We start from the raw sequence: 17,644 nt of genomic DNA, 5'->3' as shown, positions 1-17,644 counted from the left end.
GGATAAACCTAGCTGCTGTGGTCAATCTGATTTTCCCCATAAGCAACACTTGTAGTAGATGTCCAGTGTTCGTTGATTTTATAGTTTCCTTCTGCAAAGAAATTAGTAGAAGTAAGTGCAGCATCAAGATTTGAGCCTGTCAGCGCATTTTCAAAAGGCACGGGGATATCCTTTAAACTTTTATACGAGGTATTTTGTAAATTCTGGTGATAGGCAATAGTGGACCTGTTAGTTTTATTCAATTCGGCCTCTATCAGAAAAGAAAGTTTCTCATCTACTCTATAAGAAAAACTTGGTGCAAAAGTATACATCTTTTTAAACCCGTAGTTCTGAAAAGAATTCTCCTTGTGGGCAGCGGCGTTAATTCTCATCAAGGCTGATTTGTCAGCATTTAAAGGCATATTAATATCAGCGGTAAGTCTGCTCAGCTCATATTCGCCTAAAGTCAGCCCTATTTCTCCCATCAGTGTATCCAATGGTTTTTTTGTCACCTGATTAATTAAACCACCAAAGTTCACAATACTGCTTCCAAACAGTGTTCCCGATGGACCTTTGATTACTTCTACGCGTTCTATGTTGATAGGATCTGTCTGATAGGATTGTACAGCCAATCCGTTTCTCACCGTTGTACCAGTTGTAAAACCCCTGATTGTTCCACCTGTTCCGCCGGCAGGGTTATTATTAGGTACCACTCCCGGCACATTTCTTAGAGATTCTTTAAAATCAACCACGAGTTGCTCAGTAAGCAGCTGTTTGGTCACGGAGGTATATACCTGAGGATTTTCTAGATTTGAAATCGGCATCCGGGCTACATAGCTTGTTTTTTTGCTGGCAAACTTGTTAACTTTTGCTGCCGAGATATTCACTGCATTTAACTGTCCGGATGTTTCCTTCAGTATAAAACTGAGCGTATTATTTTGCCCACTTACCAGTACTACATTTTTTTCCTGACTTTGTAATCCTATTGAGCTTGCTGTTACTTTATAAGTACCGGGCTGCAATTTGGTGATTTTAAATTCCCCCAGATGGTTTGTCATACTGCTTCGATTCAGCGAAGGGATAGAAATAGTCACGTTCTCTGCAGGCTGTCCATCAGCTGTTTTGATTGTTCCAGTTAAGATTACGTTTTGGGCTTGTGCAGAAATGCCTGTATTAAAGGCAATAAAAACCAGCAGCAGCATAAAGAGTTTTTGTCCCCTTTGCAATACCTTAATTCGGATAAGGTCGGGTAAATGTTGAATCATTTTTTTAAGATTTGGTGTAAGAATTCGCCAAATCTAGCATTATTTATAATAGGTATAAATAAAGATAGGGAAATAATTACCACTTGCGTCGCTTATTCTCATGATAAGGCACACGATTACTTCATAATCAGTCTGGCCTTCAATAAAATTGTTGTGTTTATAGAAAAGCAAAGAAGTCGATTCAGGTTGTACCCGGATCGACTTCTCCAATAAGTAATAAGTTAAGAGGTGTTGAATGAAAAGATGTTACCTTTTAGCTACTACGGCTATTCTATATGCTGCTTCCTTATTTTCTCCATTGATAGATTCGGTTTTTAACGCTGCGAATTTATCCTTATCAATTGTTGCAAGCCCAGCCATTTTAGAGATATGGCTGTCTGAAGTACCAATCAGTTCCAGCTTTGCACGTCCGTCAATTACGGTATATAAGCTTGCAGTAGTGGCTTTGATACGGGCTTTAGCGTCATCTTTCAGCATTACCTGCAGGTTTTTCAAATTAAAGTTGCCTGATGTTTTAACGCTGGCTTGATCTGCAGCATCGATACGGTATAAATCTTTCGCATAAACAGTCACGGTTACAGGATTACTTTCTGATGAACTGATCGTTAATGTGTTACCCACTTGTTTCAGTGATACCTTCTCCAGATCCAGGTTATCCATCGTTACATATTCTTTGTTGTTCTGTACCAGCAGCACTTTGGTATTACCGGTCACGATTACTTTTTTAATATCCGGATTAAAGGATCCCCTATCGGCTGTAACGTTGGCGGCTGATGCAGTAAGGCTGAATACTGATACTAATAGAACGATGGCAACTGAACCTGATTTTAATACGGTGGCGAATAAAGTTTTCATATCTTTTGTTTTTGAGTTTTCTTAAATGTCTTTTTCTTAATTGTTTATAGTTAAGACGTCAACACCCCGCAAACGTTTCAGCAGATTTCACCGTATTATACCACGGCACTGTAACTCCCGACCAACTCCTGTAATTTTTCGACCAACGGTCACTACCTGCGGTCGTTTAATATTTTAAACACCAGCAGGCTAACTAATCTTTTGAAAACTTCCCTTTTGCTCTTATCATCACAGTGTGCTGATTTATTTTAAACGAATGTAAATCATCATTTTAACAAAGAAAAATATTCGAATAGCAATGTCCATAATTGTCCTCCCTTGTCCATAATTGTCCGGTCAGCAGATGTAAAAAGAATAGACAGGAGGAGTGCCCGGGGTAGCGTTAAGGTAAGTCTAGGGTACGAGTAGGTTTAAACTAGGGTGAGTCCGGTTCAATTCTACTAGTTAAAAAGTACCGGACTCACCCTAGACTTACCCTAGTAGATCTCTAGAGCTAACACAACCCGTCCTACAGCACAGGCGCATGTTACCCTGAAAATGAGTCCGGGTGTTACAGAAAGTCAGAGGCAATAATTTATCGTATTTAAGGAGAAAAAAGTGGAATGCAAATCTTCATTTCAATAGCTCAAAATGATGCTGCTAAACAAAAACAGACAATGCGGGTATGAATCCGCATTGTCTGTTTTTTACTATTTTAAATAGAACCGAAATTAATTTGATCTACTTCAAATTTCTATGTGAATTGAAGGCTACAACTTCATTACCTGCAGTGATCGCTTCCGTTTTTAATGCTGCGAATTTATCCGTATCAATTGTTGCAAGCCCAGCCATTTTAGAGATATGGCTGTCTGAAGTACCAATCAGTTCCAGCTTTGCACGTCCGTCAATTACCGTATATAAACTTGCAGTAGTGGCTTTGATACGGGCTTTAGCGTCATCTTTCAGCATTACCTGCAGGTTTTTCAAATTGAAGTTACCTGAAGTTCTAACATTAGATTGATCTGCAGCATCGATACGGTATAAATCTTTCACATAAACAGTTACTGTTACAGGATTACTTTCTGATGAACTGATCGTTAAAGTGTTACCCACTTGTTTCAGTGATACTTTCTCCAGATCCAGGTTATCCATCGTTACATATTCTTTATTGTTCTGTACCAGCAGCACTTTGGTATTACCGGTCACGATTACTTTTTTAATATCCGGATTAAAGGATCCCCTATCTGCTGTAACTGTGGCGGCTGATGCAGTGAGGCTAAATACTGATGCGAATAAAACGATGGCAATTGAACCTGATTTTAATACGGTGTTGAATAAAGTTTTCATATCTTTTGTTTTTGAGTTTTTTAAATGTCTTTTTCTTAATTGTTTGTAGTTAAGACGTCAACACCCCGCAAACGTTTCAGCAGATTTCACCGTATTATACCACGGCACTGTAACTCCCGACCAACTCCTGTAATTTTTCGACCAACGGTCATTAAAAAATATATCAAAAAGTAAGAATACATTCTATCCTTACCTGATTTGGGATTGGGATGCAGGATCAGAATAATTAACTTTGTGATGTAATGGAACAAATAGGGTTTGGTGGAAGTTGCCACTGGTGTACAGAAGCAATCTTTTTATCTTTAAGGGGTATTATCGAAGTGCTCCAGGGCTGGATTGCTGATGCAGAACAGACAGATTGTTTCTCAGAAGCCGTGCTGGTTACATTTGATCCGGAAATCATATCACTTCAGGAACTAACCGCCATCCATCTCTATACACATAGCTGCACCTCTTCGCATGCGATGCGAGACAAATACCGTTCCGCAGTCTACTGCTTTAACGCTGCTCAAATTGGAATGGTAAAAAATGCCATGCTTGAACTACAGGAAAACTTTCCGGCACCTGTCATCACCGAAAACTTGATGTTCGGACAGTTCAGACTCAACACGCCGGAATACCAGAATTATTATTATAAGGATATAGCAAAGCCTTTTTGTACCAACATCATTAACCCTAAACTGAATGAACTGATCAGCAGATTCAGCAATAAGGTGGATCTGGTTAAATTAACACATTTAACATCCTGATAAACAATCGATTTGAGTGATGTCGCATGCTATCATCCAGCTAGCAATTTTCAAAAGACGTCTGTCATCAAGGAATTATGATCAACAGATCAGTAACAGCCTGCTTTGTCCGGATTTTTCCTCAGGTGCACGGTGAAGACAGGGAAGAACCTGACTTTCCGGATGATCAACTGCCAATCGCCACAGGTTCCCCAGGCCTAAGCTGATGGGCCGTGCATCAGGTTTAGCCTGGTAGTGAAGATCGAAGAAGTTTTCACTTAAGAATGACTCAAAATCTTCCTCTGCACCACGATGCAGTTTTTCAAGTTCAACACGTATTTCCGGAATAAGCACTTTCTGTATGCCCTGTGAATTTGGCAATATGTCGCTCGACTCGCCATAGTAAGTGCATAAAAAGGTATCTGTTGGTATGGGTGAGCGATCTACATGAAAAGAATAAACATCGGTTGGAAGAAAGGGGAAGCTATCATCCCGATCATAGTGGTTGATTATGTTAAGGATTGGCGATGCGCCATGTGCATTCAATAGCTTCAAATCATTTAAAAGAATTTCGCGGGCAAGTTGTCCTTGTTCACTTAACTGAAGTTCACGAATTTCCTCTTCTTCAATAGTTGTTATATTTCCGCTTAGCTCCACTTTTTTAACAATTTCAGAGAAATCACCCATGAGGCTGCGCGTCCAGCAAATGGCATTCATTTCTCCCTTAAATGGCATGGAAACCAAGTCCTGAAAATCTGTGACACAATGAATCTGATGCTCCGCGTAAGATAAGTCTATCATCATACCAATAAAATCATTTTACAACAAAGCTAAGAGAAAGTTCTTTACAACTCATAGAAAGCCTTCAAATCTGCTAATCATACAAAGAGGCTGATCATGTGAATGAACAGCCTCTCAGGTTTTCTATTTAATCGGAAGGATTATATTTTATTAATCCAGGTACCAATAATCTGCAATGCTTCAGGAGAAAAATCGGCTTTTAATGTTGAAGATTCCTGCTGTGTGCAAGTTACACATGGCAGAAAGAGATGATTCAGACCGGGAAGCAAATGCGTTTCTACTTTAGTATTTCCACCCGCAGCAGCGTAATTTTTCCAGTTGGCCAGATTTGATTGGGGGGATACCATCAGATCCTTATCACCGTTCAATGCTAAAATAGGCACCTTTACCTGTGCAATAGTTTTTGGCGCATCAAATTTCACAAAATACCTGTACCACGGACCAATTGCATACCTTACATAACTGTAAACCGGAAAACGGAAATGATCAAACTCTATATTTAATGTTTTAAAATAAGCATCATCTTTTACTTTCCAGTCATTGTAAGTAGTATTCAGCTTATTCTCCAGACTATCAGAATCCGCATATTTCAATGCTACATCAAACATCAACCTATTGATCTCATTGGAACGTTTTTTATCTACCGCTGTAAGCTGCGAATTGTTCACCAGATCTTCATTCTGCTGGATCAGGGAAGCATAACCGGAGGTAGCCAGACCCGCTATGCTGACAATAAAGGCTACATCTTTGCTTTTTCCAGCAGCGATAGCACTGGCGGCACCACCTTCACTATGTCCTAAAAGTCCTATTTTGGCAGGATTAATGCCTTTGATACTTTTCAGGTATTGAATCGCTTTGAGCGCGTCATCAGCAAAATCTCCGGTAGTTGAGGTGCCATAATTACCGGTAGTCTTACCTGTACCACGATCATCCAACCGTAATACAGCTATGCCATTACTGCTCAGGTAATCAGCAATTTCTTTGAACAGTGGATGACCCGCCATCATCCCGTCTCTATCCTGCTGGTAACTACCGGATACGATGACTACAGCAGGCACATTTTTCTTTCCCTTAGGCACAGTTAAGGCACCGGCAAAGGTGATTGTATCTCCCGGGCTCTTGAAGCTGACCGTAGTCTCTGTATATTTTTTCTGTTGCGCGGCCGGAACAACCTGCTCTTTCAGGGCCTGTTGGATTTTCGAAGGTTGCGTTTGTGCATTTGCTGCAACACCGCAGCATAGAATAGATAGTATTAAAAAAAAGTTTTTCATGTTATTTTGCTGTTTTAGTCATTTCAACCAGTGTAGAGATATCATCCGCCAATGCAGAAGCACTGCCATTGTAACCTACGGAGATGAAGCGCAGTTTACCGTTTTTATCGATGAATAATTTTTGTGGTATCCCGGAAATAGTAAATTCTTTACAGATACGGTCAAAAACCTCACTGTTTTGCTTAGACCCTGCTGCTGTGTTATCAAATAGGATATTAAAAGGATAATTGTTCTCCTTGATATATTTCATCACTTCCGCTTTGTAAGTTGTACCACGCTCTTCGGTATCTACGAAATAAAAAACAACATCTTTATCGTTTTTATATTTATCTACCGCCAGCTTCATCCCCGGGAAGGAGGCTTTGCAAGGCACGCACCATGTAGCCCAGAAATCAAGTACAACGGTTTTACCGCGCAGTGCTTTTGAGCTGACTACCTTACCATTCATGTCTTTCATAGACCATTCCGGCATCGCTTTATTGATCATCCCCTCCGCTACCATTTTCTCAAACTCCGCTTTATCAGCCGGATTCTTCAATTTGCTCAGGTAATCATCATATCCTTTATCCGAACCATTTTGCCTGATATAATCTGCTTTAACCATTTCCAGCATTTCGGGTGTTGCCTGGTTATTGTACAAGCTGTATTTCAGTACTTCGTTTAAGTGTGTCGTTTCACCTCTCTTTTGAAGCAGGATGGCGTAGTAATTGTTGACAGTTGCATCTTTATACTCCAGGTACTTTTCTACTACTTCAGTGTATTTAAAAGCTTCTTCGTCTCTGCCCGCACTCATCAGTAAACTGATATAAGGAATGTATTCGAATTTGGCGCGCTCCTGCTCCCAGTTTGTTTTCCATTCCAGGGGTGATAAGTAAGCTAAATCAGCAGGCTGGTTCGCCAGAAAATACTTATATCTTGTGAGCATTATTTCTGCTTTAGTCAATAATCTTTCTGGTGTTTCGTCTTTCCTTTTATAAGGGATACCAACTATTTTATAAAAGATAGTAGATAAAATGTTATAGGGTAATACATCGATGTATTTTTTGAGATAGCTATCATCTTTATTAAGATAACCACCAACCACAATGATATTCTGATAAACTGTGCCATAATTGATAAAGTTATCTTTGTCAAAATCCGCATTGGTTTCAGCAGCCGGAAAATCTGCCAGGAATTTTTCAGATGCTTGAATAAGGGCAGGCATTTCTTTATTTTTACTGATATTTCTATATGCCGCTAACTTTGCGAGATTGCCATTAGGGAATTTCTTAGTGAGTATATTTTCAATAGAATCTTTAAGTTTCTCATCGCCCATAATATTGCCGCTGATGGTTCTTGCTTTCTGCAATTCATCTTCAGTTGCATCAGCGCGGGTAAGGAAAGTAATCACAGCTCTTAGTTTAGGCGTTGCAGCGTCTTTAAAGTAGTTTTTAACTGCTCTGGAATAAGGAATTACCAGTTTAGACTTGTTGGCCTGGTTGAAAGTAATTTCCTGGTTAAACCACATGTAGGTTGCCGTATCGCTGATACCTTCAAATTTCATATAGCCTGGAATATCCATTTCTGTTTTTGGGGAACGGGCTACGCCCCAGCCCAGGTAAGATCCCGGAGCCAGTGCACCCGGACGGTCTTTATCCTGCAACATGATAAAATAACCAGTGTCACGGTTATTATCGGTCAGGGTATCCGATTTAAATTTAACTGCTAAAAATCCACAGTTTGCAGGTGTTTTAAAGCTGGCTTTCCAAAGATTATTTGTACCAGTGAAAGGCACATCCGCTGCCACCCATTTATAGTTGATATATTGATAAATTACAGAAGTGATATTTTGCCTGCCTTCAAGAGGCGTACCCTTGGCATCATAAGATATTTCTATGGTCTGGCCATTGGCAGGCTTTTCCGGTTTGAAGGTGAAATTGGAATGAATTTGCGCAAAGCCAGTTAAGGCAATGCACATCATCATCAGAAGGAGTAAACTCTTTTTTGTTAAGGATTTCATGTTGTGTGTTTAATTATTAAATCGAATTATATGACTGCCGCTGAGCCAAACCTATCGTCAGTTTTTGGCAATCATGGGTATAAAATGTTAATCTGCCTTACGTGCAAGTTCTACCATCATGCTAATTTCATCTACCAATTCAGACGGGCTGCCCATATAGCCTACTTCAGAGAAGCGCAGTTTTCCATTTTTATCGATCACCATTTTATGCGGAATTGGTCCTACACCAAAGCTTTTCGATAGTTTTGCATCTGCATCAAACAGCACCTCAAAATCAAAATTATGGTCTTTCAGGTACTTTTTTACATAGGTTTCATAGTCTTTGATATGCTCCTGGGTATCTACAAAGAAAAAGGCTACATCCTTATCGTTTTTATATTTTTCTACGGCCATCTTCATTCCCGGGAAAGCCGCTTTACAAGGTGCGCACCAGGAAGCCCAGAAATCCAATACAACCACTTTTCCTTTCTGATCGCTCAGTTTTACCAGCTTACCCTTGTTATTCTTTACGCTGAATTCTGGTAAATCCTTTTTGATCATCGACTCCTTTACCTTACTTTCCAGTTCTGCATTTAACTTCACATCTTTTAAAGAGGCCAGATAAGTATCGTAACCGGCTTCAGATTTATGCAGCGCGATGTAGTTCTTTTTCATCATTTCCAGCATCAAAGGCGTCATCTGATTTTTCTTCATACTACTTTTCAGCACAAATTTCAATTTATCCTGCTGCACGGCCCTTTCCAGTAATATGGCGGTTACCTCGTTCAGCGGAGAATTGCCATATTCATATTTTTGCTGTGCAGCATTTGCAAAGCCCAGCGCTGCTTCATTTTTATTTAAATGCATCAGAACGTCTGCATATACACCCGCATTGCCCAGATATACGTCCATAAAACCCTCAGGTTTTACCTCGCTGAAGTCCATCAGCCTATCCATCATTGGCCGCGCATATTCATAAACCTGTTCTGCCGTAAAACTTTTGAGTGACACATATGGCACATACATACACTTATAGAAAGCATTAGGTAGCGTAGCAAATGGCGCTGTTGTGATATACTTTTTGAACGTCACAGCGTCCTTTTCCACCGAGGCAATAATCAGGATAGAGGAATAAACTTTAGCATAGTCGATCCTGTTGGCCTGATCAAAAGCACGATCTGCCTTATCCATTGGGAAACGTTCGAGAAAACTAATATTCAGCTGCAGTAACTTTTTGTAATCCCTTTCTGCTCCGATCAACTTCATGGCTGCAAGCTTCTCCGGATTCCGGCTTTTGATCGCTGCAGAATCAATCGAAGCAATTACATTCGCCATAGAATCGGCCGATGCCGGTAATTCTAAAATTTCAGCGTATACGCGTTTGATGTTATTCAAATCCTTTTCTGTCAAATCAGGCAGGTTTTTCATATAAGCGATATCTCTCACTGCGGCTTTTTTTGCCTTCTCTGCATCTACCTTTTTAAGGACTTTCAAATGGGCATAAAAGATATCTCTCTTGCTTGAAGGCACATACCGAAGTTGCTGTTCCATCCAGTATACCACCACATCATCCCCAATCAAAAACTGGGTTTTAGTAAAGTCAGGAAACATTTCCGGAACTGATGCATTTCTTAAAAATGCCCAGCCTGCATATGCACCGGGAACATTTTTACCATCTTTTCCAAATAAAAGCCATCCGTAAGCCATTGACTGACCAATATCAACTGATTTCCCGCTTTTAAATTTGAAGGCAACCAGACTCGCATCTGCTGGTAAAAGATAGTTGGCGGTCCATATGCTGTCTTTTTTCTCCAGCACAATGTCATTCTTTCTCCACTGATAATTACAGAACTGGTACACCGTAGCTGTGATTTTCTTTTTTCCTTCAAGAACTGTCCCTTTAGGGTTGTAAATCACACCTACCTGCTCCCCTGCAACAGGTTTTTCGGTACTCAGCGTAAAGTTTTTGACCTGCGCAGAAAGTGACAGGTTAGTAATTGCAAGTATCATAGTGATGCCTGCAAGGATTAATTTTTTCATAGGAATTTAATTGATGTTTAATTGTGATGAAGCTTGTATAAGATGATATCTACGATGTCAACTTATGCAAGCTTCATAAAAGATTTTTATAAAATGTACGCCTATAGATTCCCTGCACCTCTTGGTTTAGCAGTGATGTCTGCAACTCTGCCAAAACCTTCAAACTTGTTCAGCGGTGTTGGATTAATCACAGCCGTAGTTGGATTAATACCGAGTTCATATACCCTGCCCTGCGTACCATCCCAGGTGGCTACATATAATAGCGTACCATCCACAGCTGCCAGGTTAGCATTTGGTGTAGGTTTGTATACTTTCATACACGTAATTGTCTCTCCTGCTGGTGCAGTAAATCCAACAGTCGGGCGGTTACTTGTCGTATAGTCATAAAGGTAAATCTTACCAGCTGTTCCATAATAACAAATGTTAGAAGCCTTGTTGCCCTGGTAAAACAGCGCCTGATCAATTTCAGGGAGGTTGGTCATTTCACTGCTGCTGATGCCTAATAGGCCATTATCAGAGGTAGCGAAATTAATTACGTATAACCACCTGCGGGTACCAGTTTTCTCTTTGAAAAAGGCCAGGGTATAATTGCTGATTCCACGATCCATACCCACCATATCCATACCAATATTGGTCAGGTTAAATGGCTGAGCAGTATTTCCCGGCGTACGAAAATCTGTTATCGTGCCTGCTGTAGCCGATGTAGGACGGATAAAACGGCCATACTTTTGGTCATAGCCCACAGCGATCAATGCGCCAGAGGCTCCGCTTACCGTAAAAGGGGCCAGGTAATAATCACCCGTCAAAGCCGCAGAATAAGATGCCACTAACTGATCTGAAGCATTGGTAAAGTACATTTTCCCGTCATTGATCAGCGTCTCATAAGAACTGATATCACTTAAGTTATGTGCTTGCGGATTGATCACTGTTCCGGGTCTCAGGAATAACGAGCCATTATCCCTAAGGAAGCTAAAGTCATTTCCGCTCACTCTTTGCAGTTGTGTACTGGTTCCAACAGTTACCCAGTTTGTAACTATAGCACTAAAGCTGGTCCTTCTGCTCGGACTAATAAAACGACCTATGCCAGGCAGGCCTGCCCCTGTTGCAGATAAGTATAGGTTCCTGATTCTTTTTTCAGGAATAGCAGGAAGGGGCACTGCGTTACGGGTGACTAGAAAGTCCACATCTGATGTTGTTCCTGCAGTGTGTAGTACCAGTACGCCATATTCCATGCCGGCAGATACACTCAGATCAAACACAATATTTGTTTTCGCTTGATTTTTAGTGTCCGTAACAATAAGTTCTACGTTATACAAGCCAATCTGATCAGCGATAGGGACGTTTAACCTGCGTAATGTGGAAAGTACTCTGGGTACATTGGTCTGTCCCGTGGCCACCGTTGTCTTGTACAATTGCCATTTGTAGGTTAGAGTGGTGGTATCTATGCCATTCATCCTGATTTTCGGATCAATAATTAAATTCGCGTAACGCTCGATGGAATAACTTGCAGGCACCTGGGTGGTATCCAGCACAGGGGTATTTACAGTCGTATAATCATATTTCCCGAGGTCTTTTTTACAGGAAACTGCCAGCGTAAGCAGTACTCCGATACAAAAGTACAGGGATAGTCTAATCGTTTTCATAATGCTCTCTTTAAGGGTTAGTTTGGAAAGGTGATGAGTGTTCCGGTTTCATCTGTTAATGGTACAGCATGTGTTGCATTATAAGTTGCAAGTGCTTCTTTAACCCGCAGCTTAATGTCATTCATCATACTGTTGGAATATTCACCCGGATTCAGCGGTACCCTGCCACTTTGCTGTAGGGGAAAATCGCTTATCCCGGTTGTATTCACCACAAAGCGAAACTTCTCTTTACTGTAGGGACCAAAATAAAAGCTCAAACCAATCAACGTATCCCAGTTGGTAGGTTTGACCACATCCTCACTCCAGCTTAAAGTAAAAGTTTGATCCTCTACTACACCAGGCTTAAAGTTCTCGTTAGCAGCGATAGTCAGGTTGAGCGTTAAGCTTGTATTCCTGATATCTGTGGTACGGTTTAATAATACAGGTAAAAAACCTTCTACCTGTCCCGCCTTAATCATCCCATTTAAAAACACATAATGCACACCTTCTGTTGCCGTAGTTCCTGTGGCAATAGTTGCTCCTTTTAACACACGGTCATAGCTGGTGGCCAATCCCATGGTTTTCACCTTAATCTTTACGGTATCCGTAACCACTGCAGCTGGCAATGAAAGGAAAGAAAAAGATTTAGATGTGATTCTTGTTTGTACAAGGTCGGTTGCACGTTCAAAAAAATACAATCTTGGATCATCTTCATAAGTGTCGATCTCCTTTGCGCAGGAGCCTAACAGGCCTGTTAATAAAGTAACAGACAATATCAATAGTGTTCTGAATTTCGTAGTCATTTCTTTATGTATTATCTGTTTCCGTATTCTATTTCCTGATCTGGTTTTGGAAAAACATATACCGCGTTACTACCAGTGGCAGTGGTATAAGCAATTGTTGGAGAGTTTACCCGCTTGTAATAATAAAACAGCTGACCTTCACAGATAAATTCCCTGCGGTATTCTTTGAATATTTCATTCTGAATCTGCGCAGCTGTGTAAGTAGCCGGGATTACAGTTGTCTGTGCCCTGTTCATTCTTACATAATTCAGATAATCTACAGCAGCCTGCGGATCTGTATCTTTTAAACATTCTGCAGCGATGTAATACATTTCAGATACCCTGATAACAGGCATTTTATTTCCATAAAAGGCAATTCCGCTTGCCAGTGGTACCAGTTTGGTTGGAAACAGAATAGAAGTTACATCAGCTGTGGAAGTCAGATAGATCAGACGGTAATCAGACGAGGCATTATCCATTTCAGCCAGGTAATTAGCTGCACTTTTTCCCAGTAAACTGGTGGAAGTCCTTGAAAAATAATTGGTCGCCGTGGCCGCAATGTTATTGATATTCAAGGCAAAAATGATTTCATCCTGAAACAAACGGTCGTTCCCATTAATGATATTTGCCTGTTGCGCTGCAGGATACCTGCCAGAAGTAATCACTTCTCTAGCACAAATCAATGCATTTGTTCTGTCACCAGCATACAGGTAAACACGGGCTTGCAAGGCTTTAACCGCATAATAGTTGAACTTATAAATTCTATCCCTTAAGTATCCTGTTGACGTTTTCCCTTGTAAAATCGGATCGGTACCCCTTAAGGCCTCCGCTGCAATTGCCAGATCTGCCTGGATTTTAGTCAGCACCTCTGTTACAGTAGCTATAGGTGTAGCCTTAGGCTCAATCGTTTCTACATAAGGAATCGCTAACGCTGTAGCTCCACCTGCTGAAGACGGTGCCGGGGCAAACATCCTTAACAAATCGAAGTGCAGGAAAGCACGCAAACCGTAAGCCTCACCTTTAATGATATTCATTGTGGAGGCAGAAAACAATGCCGGATCTGCCGAATTGATATTCATGATTAAGCTGTTGGTGTTGGCCACCACGTTATACATTTTTGCCCAGGAAGCATCAATTTTGGTTTTTAAAGAATCCTGTGCATAATTGAAAGTTTCATAACCTCCATAGCTTGCACCATTAACCGTTGTGTACTCTCTTGCCAGTACATCCATCATACCAAAAGTAAGTTCCTTTCCGTATAAACCGTTAGCGGTCATATCCAAATACACCCCGGTCAGGGCATCCTTGTAACCCTGTTCATTTCTAAAAGCAACTGAAGCTTCTACTTCAGTTTTAGGCTTTACTTCCAGCCATTTTTTGCAGGAAGACGTTGCCATTGCTGCGATCAGCATTAAAACAATATAAATATTCTTCATGTTCTTATCTTAAAAGTTAGCTTGTATAGACATTGATATGGTACGTGCATAAGGATAATCCAAACCACGTTCTGTTTTCACCGTTGCTACCCTGGCAATATCGTTCAGGTTTAAAGCAACATTGATACGGCTCTTATTATTTGGCCCCATGAACTTCAGTTTGTTGAAATCATAGCCTAAGCTGATAGAAGAAAATGTCAATTCATTCAGGTCCTGAACAAATCTGGACGTTGGTTTAGTAGGCGTGATGTCTGCAATATCTTTGTAAATTGCAGCCTGACCTGGAACAGACCAGCGTTGCTCCAATGCTCTTACGTCAACATTATAGATAAAATCAGCATTCTCTACCTTTTGAACCAAACTGGTATTATAAGCCTGACCGCCTAATCTGAATGAGAAAGCAAAATTGACTGTCAGATTTTTATACCTCACATTACTTCCGAAAGATCCGTTCATATAGGGATTAGCATCGCCCCCTACTACATAGTCTTCAGCAGACCAGATGTAGGTTTGTGAGCCATCTCTCTTCACAAAAATCTCTCTGCCGTTAGATGGATCGATCCCCAGTGATGGTACTACCCAGATGGCCGACATTGACTGTCCCGGAACATAACGCGTAGATGGATTTTGTCTCAATGCACGTTCTGCAGCAGTAGAACCAGAATTCAATTTATTTTCATCTTCTGTTGTATTCAGTTGTTCCAGTGAACTGGAAACATTTCTGATCTTGTTTGTATTGTGCGCCGCATTCACAAATACAGTTACAAATGTGTTGGAAGATGAATTGTTATACACCCGCATGCTGGCACCTACCTGGTAGCCCTGATTCCTCACCTGTCCGATATTCTCTTTATACGCGCTGAATCCTGTTGACAAAGGCAATACCTGGTCTGAAAGCAGGTTCTGTGTATCTTTGATATAGGCATCAAAACGCAGGCTTAATTTCTGGAATAAACTGATGTCGACACCAATATTTTTATCCATTACTTTTTGCCATTGCAAATCTGGATTAGCCAGTGAAATCAGGTTAAAACCTACATCACCATTATAATTTTGCGCGGTATTGTACCTGTAGGAAGTTAAAGCGTCATAAGCACTGAAGTTTTGCGTACCGGTACTACCAATACTGGCCCTGATTTTTAGGAGATCTACTTTTCCCTGAAGGCTTTTCATGAAAGCTTCATTATGTACGTTCCAACCCAGACCGGCCGACCAGAAACTACCCCATCTGTTATTTGCACCAAACTGTGAACTGGCATTAGCACGGTAACTCAGATCTGATAAAAAACGGTTGTCATACGCATAGTTTACAGCTGTGGTTACAGCCATCGTACGTGCTGTGTTTTCTGACCCCGTAGGTCTTGATCCGTCGCGGTACTTGTAACCTGCCGAGATGAAATCAAGGTTGTCATTAGGAAATCCTACTGCTGTCATGCCATTGATATTGGTTACGTTTTGTGTAATGGAATAAATGGCATTGGCCAGCAACTGGTGTTTCCCACGGTCAAGTGTATAAGCCGCACCTATATCACTGCTCACATTTGAGTTGTTCCCATTGGTAATGGTATATTCTCCACGTTCCTGATACAACGGAGACGTTACCGGAATAGCTGCGTAGCGCGTATTATTTGCCGAGACATAATTCTCCGAGTTATTGCTTTGCATATTTAAACCTACACGACCGGTGAATCTCAATACTTTGGATGGTCTCCACTCCGTGTAAAAATTCTCTACGATATTGGTGTATTTGCTGTTGTCTTTTGAATTTAATTCGCCGTTATACAAAGGGTTGTATACTGTCGTTCCAAAATTTGTATAAGTTGGAATTAAATGCCCCGACTCATCATTGATTCTCCAGTATGGATTCATCCGCGCATAATCGCTGAAAGACCCATATGGAGAGTTTTTTGCCGTATTTTTGTCGATCGTCAAGATGTTATTGAAGGAAAACTTATCCGTCCTGTAAGACAAATTAATAGAGCCGCTGATTGTAGTCCTGTCCGAACCTTTCATTACCCCGATATTTTTGTTGTAATTCATGTTTGCAGAATACCTTAAAGCCTGATCTCCACCATCAACCATTACACTGTGGCGTTGTCCATAACCATTTTGCAACGGTTGAGAAAGCCAATAGGAATCAACACCCTCTAGAGCTGCTTTTTGGTTGATGGCATATTGAGCCGTCAACACGGCCTCATTTACAGGATTAGCTGAGATATATCTTCCTGCCAGCACTTCTGCCTGCACCTTCTGCGCAGAGTTGGTCAGTTTATAACTGGATAAATCTGGTGCTTCTAAGTTTAAACTTGCTGAATAGGACACACGTAAGGCACCCGGTTCTGGTTTAACGGTCTCCACGACAACTACTCCGTTACCTGCTTTAGATCCATAAATGGCTTTTGCAGAAGCGTCTTTCAGTAAGGTCACGCTCTTGATCATGTTGATATTTAAATCATAAATCCGCTGCAGCGTAGTTTCAAAACCATCCAGGATAAACAAGGGTTGATTTGGTGCATTCGCATACTGATCCCCTACATTAGGAAATCCTGTCTGACCACGCAGCTGCACATCCGGCAGGGCATTTGGATTTGAGCCCAGACTATTGTTTTCTACGATGACAAAAGAAGGATCAAGAATCGCCAGTGCAGCAATTACATTTTGATTGGTTACCACCTTGATCTGAGCACTGTTGAAAGTAGCTACTGCCCCGGTAAAATTACCAACCTTGCGATCGAACAAACCGTTATTAATTACTACCTCATCCAGACTTTTCTGATCTGTCTGCAGCTGAATAATCTTATAGGCACCGCCTTTAATCTTTACCCTTTTGGTAGCAAACCCTACATAACGCACTTCAATGACTGCATTTGAATCCGGCACACTTAAGGTATAATAACCGTTATTATCTGTAGCGGCACCTATTTTAGAATCTACAAGCCAGATACTTACACTAGGGATTCCTCTTTTACTGTCATCAATTACCCGTCCATTGATTTGAATCGGATCTGCATTATTGGTATTCTTTTTTAAGTAGACGTTTTCTTCATTCGCATTTTTTGTAGTGGTTGATGTTTTTAAACTGAGTACGATGTGGCGGTTAACCTGTTTGAATTCTAAATCAGAATTTGCCAGCAATGCCTTCAATAGCTGGTCTACCGTAGTTGTGGTTTCTCTTAGGTTCAGCAATGCCAGACCTTTCATATCTTCTTTTCTGTACAGAAAATGGAAAGGCGTCTGCTTTTCGATCTTGTCGAGTGCATTAACCAGGCTTTCTTTTTTTAAAGTGATCTTAACTTTTACAGTCTTCATTTCCTGCCCTTTCAAAGAAGATGCAGTTAGCAGTTGTGCTGAAATGGTGACCACCAGGAAAGTGAAACAAGTGATGCGCATAAAATCAATTAAGAGTTTTTTGTTTACGTGCCGGACATAGCATGCCCTGTATCTTGCTGCTATTGCAGAAAAAATCATATATTCGAATGTTTGTGTGATTTACAATCTGAGAATTACATTAATGCCAGGGCCTGCCCCACTATGGAGTGGCCCGGAGGTTCTGCAGCATCA

General features: G+C 40.9%; 12 protein-coding genes. 1 reads left to right on the top strand and 11 read right to left on the bottom strand.

What is annotated here, in order from left to right; genetic code table 11:
• Positions 1-8 precede the first annotated feature (8 nt).
• The 3 genes from OQX62_RS06650 to OQX62_RS06640 form a co-directional block, all read right to left on the bottom strand.
• Complete coding sequence (locus OQX62_RS06650; RefSeq protein WP_265830649.1) at positions 9-1,244, bottom strand: TonB-dependent receptor; 1,236 nt, start codon at positions 1,242-1,244, stop codon at positions 9-11.
• A gap of 246 nt (positions 1,245-1,490) precedes the next feature.
• Positions 1,491-2,099 carry a GIN domain-containing protein gene (locus OQX62_RS06645; RefSeq protein WP_265830648.1) on the bottom strand — a complete coding sequence of 203 codons (609 nt, stop codon included), beginning with the start codon at positions 2,097-2,099 and terminating at the stop codon, positions 1,491-1,493.
• Positions 2,100-2,819: 720 nt separating this feature from the next.
• Positions 2,820-3,425, bottom strand: a complete 606-nt coding sequence (locus OQX62_RS06640) for a GIN domain-containing protein (protein ID WP_265830647.1) — start codon at positions 3,423-3,425, stop codon at positions 2,820-2,822.
• A 242-nt stretch (positions 3,426-3,667) separates the two neighbouring features.
• Here OQX62_RS06640 and OQX62_RS06635 point away from each other — a divergent pair, with 242 nt between their 5' ends.
• A complete protein-coding gene (locus tag OQX62_RS06635; protein WP_265830646.1) occupies positions 3,668-4,174 on the top strand; it encodes a peptide-methionine (S)-S-oxide reductase in 507 nt (168 codons plus the stop codon).
• A gap of 81 nt (positions 4,175-4,255) precedes the next feature.
• Here OQX62_RS06635 and OQX62_RS06630 read toward each other — a convergent pair whose 3' ends face one another.
• The 8 genes from OQX62_RS06630 to OQX62_RS06595 all read right to left on the bottom strand — a co-directional run bounded on the left by OQX62_RS06630 (position 4,256) and on the right by OQX62_RS06595 (position 17,551).
• Positions 4,256-4,957 carry a DUF1826 domain-containing protein gene (locus OQX62_RS06630; protein ID WP_265830645.1) on the bottom strand — a complete coding sequence of 234 codons (702 nt, stop codon included), beginning with the start codon at positions 4,955-4,957 and terminating at the stop codon, positions 4,256-4,258.
• Positions 4,958-5,094: 137 nt separating this feature from the next.
• Positions 5,095-6,225: an alpha/beta hydrolase family protein gene (locus OQX62_RS06625; RefSeq protein WP_265830644.1), complete on the bottom strand. Its 1,131-nt coding sequence runs from the start codon at positions 6,223-6,225 to the stop codon at positions 5,095-5,097.
• A gap of 1 nt (position 6,226) precedes the next feature.
• Positions 6,227-8,224 (bottom strand): TlpA family protein disulfide reductase, encoded by a 1,998-nt coding sequence (locus tag OQX62_RS06620; RefSeq protein ID WP_265830643.1) that lies wholly within the window; start codon positions 8,222-8,224, stop codon positions 6,227-6,229.
• A gap of 87 nt (positions 8,225-8,311) precedes the next feature.
• Complete coding sequence (locus tag OQX62_RS06615; protein WP_265830642.1) at positions 8,312-10,243, bottom strand: TlpA family protein disulfide reductase; 1,932 nt, start codon at positions 10,241-10,243, stop codon at positions 8,312-8,314.
• 101 nt (positions 10,244-10,344) lie between these two features.
• Complete coding sequence (locus tag OQX62_RS06610; RefSeq protein WP_265830641.1) at positions 10,345-11,886, bottom strand: PKD-like family lipoprotein; 1,542 nt, start codon at positions 11,884-11,886, stop codon at positions 10,345-10,347.
• Positions 11,887-11,903: 17 nt separating this feature from the next.
• Entirely contained in the window at positions 11,904-12,668 is a 765-nt protein-coding gene (locus OQX62_RS06605; protein ID WP_265830640.1) for a DUF4843 domain-containing protein, read from the bottom strand.
• An 11-nt stretch (positions 12,669-12,679) separates the two neighbouring features.
• Entirely contained in the window at positions 12,680-14,083 is a 1,404-nt protein-coding gene (locus OQX62_RS06600) for a RagB/SusD family nutrient uptake outer membrane protein (RefSeq protein WP_265830638.1), read from the bottom strand.
• A gap of 9 nt (positions 14,084-14,092) precedes the next feature.
• On the bottom strand, positions 14,093-17,551 hold the full coding sequence (locus OQX62_RS06595) for a SusC/RagA family TonB-linked outer membrane protein (protein ID WP_265830637.1): 3,459 nt from the start codon (positions 17,549-17,551) through the stop codon (positions 14,093-14,095).
• Positions 17,552-17,644 lie beyond the last annotated feature (93 nt).

It is taken from the genome of Pedobacter sp. MR2016-24 (assembly GCF_026239655.1).
In the GTDB taxonomy this organism is placed as follows: Bacteria; Bacteroidota; Bacteroidia; order Sphingobacteriales; family Sphingobacteriaceae; genus Pedobacter.
The sequence above is the reverse complement of the archived record's forward strand: the minus strand, read 5'-3'. Positions and strand labels throughout refer to the sequence as shown.

Coding starts and splice junctions, on each gene's coding strand:
- OQX62_RS06620 (WP_265830643.1), bottom strand. CDS start 8,224: ATGAAATCCTTAACAAAAAAGAGTTTACTCCTTCTGATGATGATGTGC.
- OQX62_RS06600 (WP_265830638.1), bottom strand. CDS start 14,083: ATGAAGAATATTTATATTGTTTTAATGCTGATCGCAGCAATGGCAACG.
- OQX62_RS06645 (WP_265830648.1), bottom strand. CDS start 2,099: ATGAAAACTTTATTCGCCACCGTATTAAAATCAGGTTCAGTTGCCATC.
- OQX62_RS06640 (WP_265830647.1), bottom strand. CDS start 3,425: ATGAAAACTTTATTCAACACCGTATTAAAATCAGGTTCAATTGCCATC.
- OQX62_RS06615 (WP_265830642.1), bottom strand. CDS start 10,243: ATGAAAAAATTAATCCTTGCAGGCATCACTATGATACTTGCAATTACT.
- OQX62_RS06595 (WP_265830637.1), bottom strand. CDS start 17,551: ATGATTTTTTCTGCAATAGCAGCAAGATACAGGGCATGCTATGTCCGG.
- OQX62_RS06625 (WP_265830644.1), bottom strand. CDS start 6,225: ATGAAAAACTTTTTTTTAATACTATCTATTCTATGCTGCGGTGTTGCA.
- OQX62_RS06605 (WP_265830640.1), bottom strand. CDS start 12,668: ATGACTACGAAATTCAGAACACTATTGATATTGTCTGTTACTTTATTA.
- OQX62_RS06650 (WP_265830649.1), bottom strand. CDS start 1,244: ATGATTCAACATTTACCCGACCTTATCCGAATTAAGGTATTGCAAAGG.
- OQX62_RS06610 (WP_265830641.1), bottom strand. CDS start 11,886: ATGAAAACGATTAGACTATCCCTGTACTTTTGTATCGGAGTACTGCTT.
- OQX62_RS06630 (WP_265830645.1), bottom strand. CDS start 4,957: ATGATGATAGACTTATCTTACGCGGAGCATCAGATTCATTGTGTCACA.
- OQX62_RS06635 (WP_265830646.1), top strand. CDS start 3,668: ATGGAACAAATAGGGTTTGGTGGAAGTTGCCACTGGTGTACAGAAGCA.